The organism is Burkholderia sp. AcTa6-5 (genome assembly GCF_017815075.1).
In the GTDB taxonomy this organism is placed as follows: domain Bacteria; phylum Pseudomonadota; class Gammaproteobacteria; order Burkholderiales; family Burkholderiaceae; genus Burkholderia; species Burkholderia sola.
In genome coordinates this window covers 38,228-52,082 of the sequence record NZ_JAGIQE010000026.1, presented here as the reverse complement: position 1 = coordinate 52,082, position 13,855 = coordinate 38,228, and the positions used below count along the sequence as shown (strand labels likewise).

The 13,855-nt window shown below is 66.1% G+C and carries 10 protein-coding genes; 3 read left to right on the top strand and 7 right to left on the bottom strand.

Features of this window, described 5'->3' with window-relative positions:
* Positions 1-72: 72 nt before the first annotated feature.
* From J8I33_RS27955 to mnmC, 5 genes are all read right to left on the bottom strand, one after another.
* On the bottom strand, positions 73-783 hold the full coding sequence (locus J8I33_RS27955) for a glutamine amidotransferase (protein ID WP_209939505.1): 711 nt from the start codon (positions 781-783) through the stop codon (positions 73-75).
* Between the two features lie 28 nt (positions 784-811).
* Complete coding sequence (locus tag J8I33_RS27950) at positions 812-1,450, bottom strand: MarR family winged helix-turn-helix transcriptional regulator (protein ID WP_050015785.1); 639 nt, start codon at positions 1,448-1,450, stop codon at positions 812-814.
* A 505-nt stretch (positions 1,451-1,955) separates the two neighbouring features.
* A complete protein-coding gene (locus J8I33_RS27945) occupies positions 1,956-3,071 on the bottom strand; it encodes a YbdK family carboxylate-amine ligase (RefSeq protein ID WP_006490006.1) in 1,116 nt (371 codons plus the stop codon).
* A gap of 14 nt (positions 3,072-3,085) precedes the next feature.
* Positions 3,086-4,300 carry a cation:proton antiporter gene (locus J8I33_RS27940; protein WP_050015784.1) on the bottom strand — a complete coding sequence of 405 codons (1,215 nt, stop codon included), beginning with the start codon at positions 4,298-4,300 and terminating at the stop codon, positions 3,086-3,088.
* A 672-nt stretch (positions 4,301-4,972) separates the two neighbouring features.
* The gene (gene mnmC / locus J8I33_RS27935; RefSeq protein ID WP_209939504.1) at positions 4,973-6,904 is read right to left on the bottom strand and encodes a bifunctional tRNA (5-methylaminomethyl-2-thiouridine)(34)-methyltransferase MnmD/FAD-dependent 5-carboxymethylaminomethyl-2-thiouridine(34) oxidoreductase MnmC; all 1,932 of its coding nucleotides are present in this window, start codon (positions 6,902-6,904) and stop codon (positions 4,973-4,975) included.
* Positions 6,905-7,292: 388 nt separating this feature from the next.
* Here mnmC and J8I33_RS27930 point away from each other — a divergent pair, with 388 nt between their 5' ends.
* On the top strand, positions 7,293-7,571 hold the full coding sequence (locus tag J8I33_RS27930; RefSeq protein ID WP_006401505.1) for an HU family DNA-binding protein: 279 nt from the start codon (positions 7,293-7,295) through the stop codon (positions 7,569-7,571).
* Between the two features lie 129 nt (positions 7,572-7,700).
* On the opposite strand, the gene J8I33_RS27925 is transcribed toward J8I33_RS27930, so the two are convergent.
* Entirely contained in the window at positions 7,701-9,014 is a 1,314-nt protein-coding gene (locus J8I33_RS27925) for a GTP-binding protein (RefSeq protein WP_209939503.1), read from the bottom strand.
* 153 nt (positions 9,015-9,167) lie between these two features.
* The gene (locus J8I33_RS27920) at positions 9,168-9,644 is read right to left on the bottom strand and encodes a lytic transglycosylase domain-containing protein (protein WP_209926222.1); all 477 of its coding nucleotides are present in this window, start codon (positions 9,642-9,644) and stop codon (positions 9,168-9,170) included.
* Between the two features lie 367 nt (positions 9,645-10,011).
* Here J8I33_RS27920 and gspD point away from each other — a divergent pair, with 367 nt between their 5' ends.
* Both gspD and gspE read left to right on the top strand, forming a co-directional pair.
* Positions 10,012-12,357 (top strand): type II secretion system secretin GspD, encoded by a 2,346-nt coding sequence (gene gspD / locus J8I33_RS27915; RefSeq protein ID WP_209939502.1) that lies wholly within the window; start codon positions 10,012-10,014, stop codon positions 12,355-12,357.
* Positions 12,354-13,853, top strand: coding sequence for a type II secretion system ATPase GspE (gene gspE / locus J8I33_RS27910; protein WP_050015776.1), 1,500 nt, complete (start codon positions 12,354-12,356; stop codon positions 13,851-13,853). The genes gspD and gspE overlap by 4 nt, the downstream gene beginning before the upstream one ends.
* The last annotated feature ends 2 nt before the right edge of the window (positions 13,854-13,855 follow it).

Sequence of the window (13,855 nt, the reverse complement as noted above, 5' to 3'; positions counted from 1 at the left end):
AAGGCGATGCGCCGGCCCTCAACGGATGCAGGCCGGGCCAATCCTTTCCGGCGGACGGGACCGCCCGCGACGTCAGAGCCCGACGCTACCGAGCCACTCCGCGAACATATGCCGTGCGGCCGTCTCGAGCGCGGGGCCGTGCTGCGCGGTATCGGCGCGCAACTGACGCGCGTCGATGCCGGGCGTCGCGGCGATTTCGCCGGCGTTCGCGATCAGCCACGGTTCGAAGCGATCGGTACGGATCTCGGGATGACATTGCAGCGCCAGCACGTGCTGCCCCCATGCGAATGCCTGGTGGTGGCAGGCCGGCGTCGACGCGAGATGGATCGCACCGCCCGGCAGGTCGAACGTATCGCCATGCCAGTGCAGCATCGATGTCGTCGCGCCGTCGAGATGGCGCAGCGGCGACGCGCGGCCGGCATCGGTGAGCGTCAGCGGCGCCCAGCCGAGCTCGTGCTGCGCGGCCGGATAGACGCGCGCCCCGAGCGCCCGCGCGACGAACTGCGCGCCGAGGCAGATGCCGAGGATCGGCAGCCCCGCGTCGATGCGCTGGCGCACGAGCGCCAGCAGCGGCGCGATCGTCGGATACTGCGCGTCGTCGTACACGCTGAGCGGCCCGCCGAGCACGACGAGCAGCGACGGCTCGAGCACGTCGAGCACCTCGACCCGCGACGATCCGACATCGACATAGCGCACCCGTCGACCGCGTTCGCCGAGCACCTGCTCGAAGCTCCCGAGATCCTCGAAATGCACGTGGCGGATCGCCACGACTTCAGCGTTCATCATCGGCCTCCCGGTCGATCGACGGACGTCAGCCTGCGAAAATCTTCCAGGTCTTCTTCTGCGTCGCCGCGTCGGCTTCTTCCTGCACCGAGCAGTCGAGACGCAGATCGCTGTCGGACATGTCGAGGTCGAGCGTCGCGCAGTGATGCACCGTCTTCTTCGACGGTTTGCCCGGCTGAAAGTACGTGCACGTGAGGCACATGCGCTGCGGCGGCGTCGCACCGGCCACCTGCAGCTCGCGCAGCGTCTTCAGCAGCGCGCGGTACAACGTGCCCTGCTCGTCCGCGCCGAGCTTGCCGACTGCTTTCGTCAGGAATTCAGGCCATTGCAGCGCCTTCTTCGCGGCCGTGCGGCCACGCGCCGACAGGCGTACGGCCAATGCCCGGCCGTCGTCCAGCGCACGACGCTTCTCGACGAGCCCCTTCGTCTCGAGCGTGCTGACCGCATCGCTCGTGGTGGCCGCGGTCAGCTGCGTCTCGCGCGCGATCTCGCCGAGCCGCATCGGGCCCTTGCGCTGCAGCAGCAGCACGAGAATCTCGCCTTGCGTCGGCGTCAGGCCAGCGCCTTCCGCCCAATCCCATGCCTCGCTCCGCATGGCCGTGCTCAACCGCAGCAGGCTGTGGGTCACACGTCCCGCAGCCTGGTTCCCGTAAACGCCTTCGCTCATAGTCTTTTCGCTTTGCCGCCGCCCGGATGGCCGAGCGGCCGTAGTGTGGAGATCGAATCCATCTCAAAACAGACGCCCTCTCTCGAGTGCGTCAGCACGGCCGTCGCGAGGCACACGCGGCGGTCGCGTTCGCGGCGACCGGAGAGACACGCATCGTTCCGGTGTCCGCAAAGCCGACATTCTAAGCGAGAGCGGAAAATCGCACAGCTAAGTTATCCCCTGCATGCTGTGGAAAATCGCTGGATAACCGGATTTTTTCGTTGTGCGCGTGATGTCGCGCGCCCGCGAAACGGGGCGCGCCGGCATTTTCCTGTTCGGATCGGCCATCGGCCGCGCGGTCATGATCCACCGGGTTATCCCACCCACAGAGCATTGACTTTGCAGCGGAATATCGGGTTATCCACAGATTGCGACGGTGCCCGTCGACGATTTCGGCGCGACAGGGCACCGATAACCGTTCAGCGAATCGCGGCGCGGTCGATTCTGCAATCTGCAAAACATATTTTCACTCGCGCCAACGTAAGCACTGCTGCCGGACCGTCTCGTTCAGCGATTTTTCCTGTTTGAAAACGGTTCTCAACCACGATGCATCGTTCACGCGCGCCTTTGCGAGCGCGCCGATCTCGTCGAGCGCCGCGCGCGAACCGAGCGCGGCCGCATGCGGCGCGATCCGGTCGAGCGTGTCGAGGATGTCTTCCGCGATCGTGCGGCGCTCGCCCGTCTGAGGATTCACGCAGGTGCCCTCGAGCCCGAAGCGGCACGCTTCGAAACGGTTGAACGTATAGACGAGGTAATCGTCCTCCGACAGCTTCAGCGGCCGGTCGGTCAGCAGGTAGCGTGCGAGCGTCTGGATGTAGCAGGCGATCGCCGCCGCGCGGTCGACCGACAGCGGCGTGTCCATCACGCGCACTTCGATCGTGCCGTAGCCGGGCTTCGGCCGGATGTCCCAGTAGAAGTCCTTCATCGAGTTGACGACGCCCGTGTTCACCATCTTCGTGAAGTACTCCTCGAACGAGTCCCAGGTCAGCACGAACGGCGCGCGGCCCGACAGCGGGAACGCGAATACCGAATTCAGGCGTGCCGAATGGAAGCCCGTGTCGACGTTCTGCACGAACGGCGACGACGCGGACAGCGCGATGAAGTGCGGAATGAAGCGCGACATCGAGTGCAGCAGGAACAGCGCGCTGTCGGGATCGGGGCAGCCGATGTGCACGTGCTGGCCGAACACGGTGAACTGCTTCGCGAGATAGCCGTACAGCTCGGAGATGTACTGGAAGCGCGGCGCATCGTAGATCTGCCGGTCGCTCCATTGCTGGAACGCATGCGTGCCGCCGCCGGCCAGCCCGACGTTGAGCTGGTCGGCCGCCTTCACGAGCACGTCGCGGATCGCATGCAGCTCGCTGACGGCCTGCTCGTGCGAATGGCAGATGCCGGTCGACAGCTCGATCATGCTTTCGGTGATTTCCGGCGTGATGTTGCCGGGAAAGGTCTCGCCCTGGATCAGGCGCATCAGGTCGGACGCCGCTTTGGTCAGGTCGTAGTTGTGCGTGTTGACGACCTGGATCTCCAGTTCGACGCCGAACGTGAACGGTTCGGAATTGACGAAGGTTTCGAGTGCCATGGCAGGTTCCGGAATCAGTTGCCGTCGCTGCGTTCGCCGACCGCCGACAGGCAGCGATAGACGACGAACGGGCTGACGAGCTGCAGGATCACGATCGAGCACATCACGATCGCGCGCAGGTGCGGGTCGAAATTGGGATAAAGCTGGTAGGTATCGTCGACGAGCAGGTACGACAGCGCGGACATCGGCGTGAGCGCGATGCCGAGCGCGATGCCCTGCTTCATCCCGAGGCCGCTCGGCTTCGCGAACGCGACGACGCCGGCCAGCTTCGCGGCGAGCCGCGTGACGATCAGCACGATCGCGAGCAGCCCGCCGAGCGCGATGTCGCCCCACGTGAACGACGTGAGCGTCAGCACGAACAGCACCACCGTCAGCAGCCAGCCGGCCGTGCCGAAGTGCTCGGGCCACAGCTGCGGCCGCGCTTCGAGGTTCTTCACGATGATGCCGGCGAGCAGCAGCGTGAGCAGCGTCGACAGCTTCAACGCCTGCGCGACGGCGATCGCGAGCATCACGAGCCCGAACAGCGCGACGAACGAATGCTCGTCGCGCATCGTCGCGGTCATGTGACGGAACAGGTAGTTGCACGAACGCGCGACGAGATACGCGACGATGAACGAACCGGCTAGCAGGTAGAGCGGCTGCAGGATCGTCGCGAAAACGTTGCCGTACGCTTCCTGGTGCAGCCAGCTCGTCACGAGCTTGGTCAGCACGATCGCGTACACGCTGTTGAGCGCGGTGAGCGTGATCAGGCGTTGCGACACCTGCCCTTCCGCACGCAGTTCGGTCTTGAGCTGGATCACCATCGACGGCGACGTCGCGATCGCGATCGCCGACAGCACCAGCGCGACCATCCCCGATACGCCGAGCGCGAGCATCACGAACAGCACGAGCACGAACGTGAGCGTGGCCTCCGCGAGACTCGACGCGACGAGCCACGGATTGCGCCGGATCCAGCGCAGGTCGAGGCGGCTGCCGAGTTCGAACAGCAGCAGGCCGAGCGCGACGTCCATCAGGAGCCGCGAGGTTTCGTCGGTGCTGGTGTCGATCACGCCGAATCCGAACGAACCGGCGATCAGGCCGATCACGGCATAGCCGGTGATGCGCGGCAGGCGCCACGCGCGATAGCACAGCTCGCCGCACAGGCCGGCTGCGAACAGCGCGAGCCCGGCCCAGAACACGGCATCCGGCGCGAGCGGCCAGTTGGGCAGGAATGAGAACGCCGACTTCATCGTGGTGACTTCTCCTTTGGAAGCAACCGCCAGCGACGCGGGGTCAAGCGACAGGAATGGATGCGCGCCGGCTGGGTATTGCCCCGAATGTGATTGTTGTGCTCGACGATGGCGGTACATGGGGTCCGCCTGTTCCGCCACAAGGCGGAACGTCGTTCAGGTTGCCGATCTGGATTGTCGGCCTGGTGTGTGAACGGACTGCGCAGTCTCGAAGATTCAGATTCGAAATCGTGCCGACCGTTCCATTGAAGCATGTCCGGCGCTTGGCCGAACGAACGCGAAGGAAACCGATTGTGCCACAGGTTTTTCGCTCCGGAACCGATTGAATCGACGCGCGGGGCTGTGCGCCGCAGCAGGTCTTTGGTTTCAAAGGTTTACTTGTATATATACGTAGTAGAAGTTAACAAAGGACGCACAGTTCTGTGGATAACTCCGGTTTACGCTGACAGATCAAGGTGTTGGCGAAACCATAACCGGTTGCACAGGCTGTTCGCGCACAGCGGTTTGAGTTGAGCAACTTTCGGGCCGCATCACAGCTGTGCCGAGTTGCCCAGTTTACGTCCACTGTGATTGCACACGGAGTGCACGCGGATTCCGCGCGGTTATCCACAGCGTCGCGTGGATAACCTTGCGCGGAAAAATCGGGAAACTGTGACGGCTGCGGGCGGCCAGTCAGCCGGCCGAACCGACGCGGCGGGCGCGCAGTGCGCGGATCAGGAAGCGGGCGGGATCGATCGCGTCGGCGAGTTCGCGCTCGAGCGGCCACGGCTCGCCTTCGAGTTGCGACGCGATCAGTTCGGCGCCGAGCGCAGCCCATACGAGGCCGCGCGAACCGAAGCCGAATGCGCCGTAGAGGCCCGGCGTGCGCGGCAGGTCGCGCGCCTGCGCACCGCCCAGCGCGCGTGCGTTCGCGGTGGCCTGCGCCTCGTCGGCGAGCGGGCCGACGAGCGGCAGACGGTCGCCGACGACCCAGCGGAACGCCACGCGGCCGTGCAGCGTGGCCGGATCTGGCAGTTCGCCGATCAGGCCCGGCAGCAGGCGCCGCACGCGGTCGAGGTTTTCGGCGTGGCCGGCCGCGCGCATCGCGGGATCGGTGTCGTCGGGTTCGAACGTGGCGCCGATCAGCAGCGTGCCGTCGTCGAGCGGCACCGCGTAACCGTCGCCGATCGCCGGGCACGGCAGCGGCGCCGTCGTGCCCGGCGGCAGCAGCGTGAGCTGGCCGCGTACCGGTTGCAGCGCGACATGCTTGAGCCCGGCAAGACGCGCGGCGTCGCCCGCGTTCGCGAGCACGACGACAGTTGCATCGGCGAGCGTGGCGCCCGTATCGTCGAGCGCATGCCACGCGTCGCCCCGCCGTTCGAGCCGTGCGACGCCGGTGGACGCGAGCAGGCGCACGCGCTCGCCGGCCGCCGCATATTGCGCGGCGCACAGCCCGGCCGGCCAGACGGCGCCGCCGTGCGGGAACAGCAGGCCGCCGTGCGCGACCGGCAGATTCAGATGTGCGCGTGCGGCATCGGCATCGAGCAGCGTCACGTAGTCGGACGGCGCGCCGAACGCATCGAAGGCGTCGCGCATCCGCGCGAAATCGTCGGCCGATTCGGCAAGATGGATCATCCCGTGCGTGCTGCGTGCGAATGCATGCCCTGCGTGTTCGAGCGCACGCCAGCGTGCGAGCGCGTGCAGGAAGCCGCCGCGCGTGAGGCGGCTCGCGACGTTGTCGTCGCGCGTCATCAACGGGTGGAACACCCCGGCCGGATTGCCCGACGCTTCGCTCGCGATCCGTTCGTGCCGCTCGATCAGCGTGACGTCCCAGCCGCGCGCGGCCAGACGTTCGACGACCGCGCAGCCGGCGAGGCCCGCGCCGATCACGATCGCACGGCGCGCTGCAACGGGCAGCGCACGCGGCGGCTCGTGCCGGCGCGCGCGCCAGCGCGGCGCATAGTCGCCGACGAGACGATCGTCGACTTCGCGGAACGTGAAACCTGTTTCGCCGAGCGCGTACTTCACGTCGTCGGACTTTGCATGGGTCGCAAACGTCGCGTGTTCGCCGGCGAGTTTCGCGAGTGCGCGGATCCCGTCGCTCGACGCCGCGGCGCCGTCGAGAAAAAACGCATCGGCGCGCGCGACGAGCTTCTTCAGCAGGTCGATCGGATCGCCGAACGCGAGCGTGAGCACCACGCGTCCTTCGTCGAATTCGAGCCGGTGCACGCCCGGCACGAGCATCGGCCATGCGTCGATCAATGCATCGGTGTCTGCCGATATGGTTGTGTACGCAACCATATGCGAAACCGCGCGGCGCAGGTCGTCGCGCGAGAACGGATGCGACTCGACTGCAACGACATGCAACCGTTCGCAGCGCGCGGGATCGTCGCGCCACGCGGCCCACGCCGCGAGGAAGCCGGCACCCGCGCCGAATTCGGTCGCGACGATCGTAAACGTCCGGCGGCGCTGCCAGCGCGTGGGCAGCCCGTTGCCGGAGACGAACGCGCGATGTGCGTGCGCGAGCGTGCCGGATGCGCCGTGATGAAGCTCGCCGAACTCGGGCGAGACGAGCGTGCCGTCGTCGCGAAGCGCGAGCGAGGCGTAAACAAGTCGGTCGGGCATGCGAAACAAAAAACGTGGCAGCCAAGCCTGGCAAGGGATTGCGGCAGGCCGTCCGATCGGCCGTTGGAAAAGGGCAACGGGGCGACGGGCGGGCGGACCACGCTGCGTATCCTGTCCGGTTGGCGCAGGTCAAAAAACGGGCAATCGACGATTCATTCGGCGAAATACCGATGAAAATCTTTGAAACCCTTGTCGTTATTGGGTTTGCGCTGCGCTATCATAGCAACGCCGTACCGCGGGGTGGCCGCCGGCAAGCCGGAGGGCGCGTCGCGCGGGCCAGGATTCGGCGCTGTGTCGTCGGAGTCTGACTCTCGACGGCACGGTTCGCGCACGTATAATCGGCGCGTTCGCGCTGTTCGTGTCAACCTAACCTGATAAAGGAACCTTAATGAACAAACAGGAACTGATCGACGCCGTCGCCGCCCAAACGGGCGCCAGCAAGGCTCAAACCGGCGAAACGCTGGACACGCTGCTCGAAGTCATCAAGAAGGCCGTGTCGAAGGGTGATGCGGTTCAGCTGATCGGCTTCGGCAGCTTCGGTTCGGGCAAGCGCGCAGCACGTACGGGCCGCAACCCGAAGACGGGCGAAACCATCAAGATCCCGGCAGCCAAGACGGTCAAGTTCACGGCTGGCAAGGCGTTCAAGGATGCCGTCAACAAGCGTTAAACCCGCGCCTGTTCCAGAAAAAACCCGCCTCTCGGCGGGTTTTTTGTTGGGCACGCGCGGCATTTTCGCCACAGTTCGCGCCGCCCTTGCAAAAGTTAACGGTTGTTTTTACAAGCCGTTACCACGCGATCACGCGTGCACGATCTGCGTGTCGCCGTGATCGTCGTCGTCGTGCGAATCGACGTCCCACGCCGGGAACGGATCGTCGAACGCGGCCCATCCCGCCGCGCCGAGTGCGAACTCCGCATCCGTCAGCAGACACGCGTCGAGTTTCGTGCGCCACGCATCGGCGTCGAGCGCGATGCCGATCAGCACGAGTTCCTGCCGGCGATCTCCGACCGTGCGATCGTCGAGATCGCTGAGCCATTCGGTGCGGATTTCAGCGAGCAGCTCGTCGTCGTCGGGCCATTCCGCGCGATCCTGCGCCGCCCACCACAAACCCGCCGGCCCGTGCCGGCATACGCCGCCCGCCTGCGACAGCGAGCCCGCGATGTCGTTGCGCGTCGCGAGCCAGAAGAAACCCTTGCTGCGCAGCACGCCCGGCCACTCCTGATGCAGCAGCGCCCACAGCCGTGCCGGGTGAAACGGCCGGCGCGCGCGGTAAACAAAATTGCCGATCCCGAATTCGTCGGCTTCGCCGTGCACGTGCGCATGATGGTCGTCATGGCAGTCGGGGTCGTCGCAATGCGTGTGATCGTGGTCGAGCGATGCGAGCCAGCCCGGTGCGTTCGCGGCTTCGTCGAAATCGAAGCGGCCGGTGTTCAGCACTTCGTCGAGCGGCACGTTGCCGAACGTCGATACGACTTGATGCGCGCGCGGATTGAGACGCGCGAGGATGTGCTGCAGGCGTGCGAGATCGTCCGCGCCGACCAGATCGGCCTTGTTGATCACCAGCACGTCGCAGAATTCGATCTGCTCGATCAGCAGCTCGACGAGCGTGCGGTCGTCGTCTTCCGACGCGGCGATGCCGCGCGTCGCGAGCGCATCGTCGGAGCCGTAGTCGCGCAGGAAGTTGTACGCGTCGACCACGGTGACGAGCGTGTCGAGCCGCGCGATCGACGACAGCGACGCGCCGTCGTCGTCGACGAACGTGAACGTTTCGGCGATCGGCATCGGCTCCGCGATACCGGTCGATTCGATCATGATCGCGTCGAAGCGGCCTTCGGACGCGAGGTTGCGGATTTCGACGAGCAGATCGTCGCGCAGCGTGCAGCAGATGCAGCCGTTCGACATCTCGACGAGGCGTTCCTCGACGTGCGACAGCGCCTGCGCGTCGCGCACGAGCGACGCGTCGATGTTGACCGCCGCGAGATCGTTGACGATCACCGCGACTTTCAGGCCCGCGCGGTTCGCGAGCACGTGGTTGAGCAGCGTGGTCTTGCCGGCGCCGAGGAAACCGGACAGCACGGTGACGGGCAACGGCTGTTTCATTGCCGGATTCATGATGATATGCACCAACGGAAAAGATGAAAAAGCGGCCGCGGCGCCCTGCCGGGGCGCGATCGGCCCGCACGCGGGCGAAACGGCGGCGCCAGCCCGCATTGTGCATCAAACGCGCGCGGCCGGCCCTGCGTCAACCGGCGACGCGGCGCCGAATCACTGAGCGGGCTGCGCGGCCTGGGCAGTCTGCGCGGACGGCAGCAGCTTCCATTGCGTCAGGATGCCGGCGATCTGCCGCGCGTACTTGTCGCGCAGCGACGGCGTTTCCGAATGATAGGCGCCGACCGCCTGCCACGTGTTGCCGTAGCGGTTCATCTTCTGTTTGAGATGCCACGCGGCGATGTACACGTTCTTGCACGGCTCCATCAGCGTGTCGCGGCCGATCCCGTAGCGCGACAGCGTGGGCAGGTGGATCGAATTGATCTGCATCAGGCCGTAGTCGACCGAGCCGTTCGTATTCTTGTTCAGCGCACCGGGCCGGTTGCGCGATTCCTGCCATGCGATCGCGCGCAGGATCAGCGGATTGACCTGCTGATATTTGGCCGCTTCGTCGAAACAATCCGCGCGTGCGTTGCCGCTGGCGAACCACGCGCTGGCGGCGATCAACGCGATCGAAGCGAACCGTCTGTTCATCGTGCGGAAACGGAAAGGAATTGCGCGAAGCTCGGGAAAACCCGTGCCTGTTATTAATGCGACGAGAAACGCGTCGCCCGTATCATACCGGCAGACCGTCCAATTGCGACAGGCAGGAATACGGCAGCCCGGTTATACCGCATTTCCGTGTCGATTCATCTCGAAATCGGGGCGACGGCCGGCATGCGGAGGGTGACGCCGATCCTTACATATCGCATACGATTCGCCGGACACATGTCGTATGTGAGACAGTCTTCGGATCAATGTGATATTTCGGACATGAAAAACTGCTAATGTCGCCTCTTTCGGACTTGGATCCCAGCACTACCGCCGGAAGTGGCCTGAGCCGGCATCGACCCATTCATCCATGACAAGAAATCGCTTCGTTATGCGGCGTATCGCCACGACCCTGCTCGTGGCCGGCATCATCGTCTCGCAGGCTGCCTACGCTCAGGTCACGCTCAACTTCGTGAATGCGGACATCGACCAGGTCGCGAAAGCGATCGGCGCCGCGACCGGCAAGACCATCATCGTCGACCCCCGCGTGAAGGGGCAGCTCAATCTCGTCGCCGAACGGCCGGTGCCGGAAGACCAGGCGTTGAAGACGCTGCAGTCCGCGCTGCGCATGCAGGGCTTCGCGCTCGTGCAGGATCACGGCGTGCTGAAGGTCGTGCCGGAAGCCGACGCGAAGCTGCAGGGCGTGCCGACCTACGTCGGCAATGCGCCGCAGGCGCGCGGCGACCAGGTGATCACGCAGGTGTTCGAGCTGCACAACGAATCGGCGAACAACCTGCTGCCCGTGCTGCGGCCGCTGATCTCGCCGAACAACACGGTGACGGCCTACCCGGCGAACAACACGATCGTCGTGACCGACTATGCGGACAACGTGCGCCGCATCGCGCAGATCATCTCCGGTATCGACAGCGCCGCGGGTGCGCAGGTGCAGGTCGTGACGCTGCGCAACGCGAACGCGATCGACCTCGCCGCGCAGATGCAGAAGATGCTCGACCCGGGTGCGATCGGCAACAGCGACGCGACGTTGAAGGTGTCGGTCACGGCCGACCCGCGCACCAATTCGCTGCTGCTGCGCGCATCGAACGGCTCGCGCCTCGCGGCCGCGAAACGCCTCGCGCTGCAGCTCGACGCGCCGAGCGCGGTGCCCGGCAACATGCACGTCGTGCCGCTGCGCAACGCCGATGCGGTGAAGCTCGCGAAGACGCTGCGCGGGATGCTCGGCAAGGGCGGCGGCAACGACAGCGGCGCGTCGGCGTCGTCCAACGATGCGAACAGTTTCAACCAGAACGGCGGCTCGTCGTCGAGCGGCAACTTCTCGACCGGCACGTCGGGCACCCCGCCGCTGCCGTCGGGCGGCCTCGGCGGTTCGTCGTCCTCGTCCGGGTATGGCGGCGGCTCGTCCGGCGGTGGCCTTGGTACGGGCGGCCTGCTCGGCGGCGACAAGGACAAGAGCGGTGACGACAACCAGCCGGGCGGGATGATCCAGGCCGACTCGGCGACCAACTCGCTGATCATCACCGCGTCCGATCCGGTTTACCGGAACCTGCGCTCGGTGATCGACCAGCTCGACGCACGGCGCGCGCAGGTCTATATCGAAGCGCTGATCGTCGAGCTGAACTCGACGACGCAGGGCAACCTGGGCATCCAGTGGCAGGTCGCGAGCGGCCAGTTTCTCGGCGGCACGAACCTGAACCCCGGGCTGGGGCTCGGCAACAGCATCATCAACCTGACGGCGGGCGGCTTGACCAACGCGGCCGGCGGGGTCACCGGCGGCGGGCTGGCGTCCAATCTCGGGCAGTTGTCCCAGGGCCTCAACATCGGCTGGCTGCATAACATGTTCGGCGTGCAGGGGCTCGGCGCGTTGCTGCAGTATTTCTCGGGCGTGAGCGACGCGAACGTGCTGTCGACGCCGAACCTGATCACGCTCGACAACGAGGAAGCGAAGATCGTCGTCGGCCAGAACGTGCCGATCGCGACCGGTTCATACTCGAACCTGACGAGCGGCACGACGAGCAATGCGTTCAATACCTACGATCGCCGCGACGTCGGCCTGACGCTGCACGTGAAGCCGCAGATCACCGACGGCGGGATCCTGAAGCTGCAGCTCTACACGGAGGATTCGGCGGTCGTCAGCGGGACCACGAACGCGCAGACCGGCCCGACCTTCACGAAACGCTCGATCCAGTCGACGATCCTGGCCGACAACGGCGAGATCATCGTGCTCGGCGGCCTGATGCAGGACAACTACCAGGTGTCGAACAGCAAGGTGCCGCTGCTCGGCGACATCCCGTGGATCGGCCAGCTGTTCCGTTCGGAATCGAAGCAGCGCGCGAAAACCAACCTGATGGTGTTCCTGCGTCCGGTGATCATTTCCGATCGCAGCACCGCGCAGGAAGTCACCGCGAACCGCTACGACTACATCCAGGGCGTGACGGGCGCCTACAAGTCGGACAACAACGTGATCCGCGACAAGGACGACCCGGTCGTCCCGCCGATGCCGCTGGGTCCGAGCCAGGGCGGCACGCCGGCCGGCAACCTGTTCGATCTCGACAAGATGCGCCGCCAGCAGTTGCAGCGCCAGGTCGCGCCGGTACCGGCCCAGCCGCTGCCGGAAGCAACGCCCGCGCAGCCGCAGAGCGTGCCGCAGCAAGCCGTGCCGCAACAGCCGCTGACCACCGCGCCGGGAGCGTCGCAGTGAGCGACGTGCTCGCGTCATCCGCCCACGACGGCGCGCCGGGCGAGCGCCAGCCGCCGTCGCCGCTCGCCGCGCGCCTGCTGCCGTACGGTTTCGCGAAGAGCGGCCAGGTGCTGATCGCGCATCAGCTCGACGACACGCTCGAGGTGTGGATCAGCGAACGCACGAGCGACGCCGCGCTCGCGGAAATCGCGCGCAACTTCGGTTCGATTTCCGTGCATCGCGTGCCGGCCGACGAGCTCGCGCAGGCGATCAACCAGGCCTACGCACGCCAGGACGGCAGCGCCGCGCAGGTGGTCGGCGAGGTCGAAGGCGAAGTCGACCTGTCGCGGCTGATGCAGGACATCCCCGAAGTCGAGGATCTGCTCGAATCGGAAGACGACGCGCCGATCATCCGGATGATCAACGCGCTGCTCACGCAAGCGGCGCGCGAACAGGCGTCGGACATCCACATCGAGCCGTTCGAGAATGCGTCGGTCGTGCGCTTTCGCGTCGACGGCACGCTGCGCGACGTCGTGCGCCCGAAGAAGGCGCTGCACGGCGCGCTGATCTCGCGGATCAAGATCATGGCGCAGCTCGACATCGCCGAGAAACGGCTGCCGCAGGACGGCCGCATCACGCTGCGCGTCGGCGGCCGGCCGGTCGACGTGCGGGTGTCGACGCTGCCGACCGGGCATGGCGAGCGCGCGGTGCTGCGTCTCCTGGAAAAGGACGCGCAGCGGCTGAACCTCGAAGCGCTCGGGATGGGTCGCGACACGCTCGTCCAGTTCGACAAGCTGATCGCCCGTCCGCACGGCATCGTGCTCGTCACCGGCCCGACCGGTTCCGGCAAGACGACCACGCTGTACGCGTCGATGTCGCGGCTCGAAACCGCGACGACCAATATCATGACCGTCGAGGATCCGATCGAATACGACCTGTCCGGCATCGGCCAGACGCAGGTGAACGAGCGGATCGGGATGACCTTCGCCCGCGCGCTGCGCTCGATCCTGCGCCAGGACCCGGACGTGATCATGATCGGCGAAATCCGCGACCTCGAAACCGCGCAGATCGCGGTGCAGGCGTCGCTGACGGGCCACCTCGTGCTCGCGACGCTGCACACGAACGATGCGGCGTCCGCCGTCACCCGTCTGACCGACATGGGTGTCGAGCCGTACCTGCTCGCGTCGTCGCTGCTCGGCGTGCTCGCGCAGCGCCTCGTGCGCCAGCTCTGCCCCGTCTGCAAGGAAGAGCGGCACGAGGACGGCCGCACCGTGTGGCATCCGGTCGGCTGCGACAAGTGCGGGCATTCGGGCTATGCGGGCCGGCGCGGCGTGTACGAACTGCTGCTCGTCGACGAGTCGATCCGCACGCTGATCCACCGCAACGCGGCCGATGCCGAGATCCTGGCCGCCGGCCGCGCGGAAGGGATGCGCACATTGCGCGACGACGCGGAGCGCTGGCTCGCGTCCGGCGCAACGTCGCTCGAGGAAGTGCTGCGCGTGACGGGAGGCGCATAGCG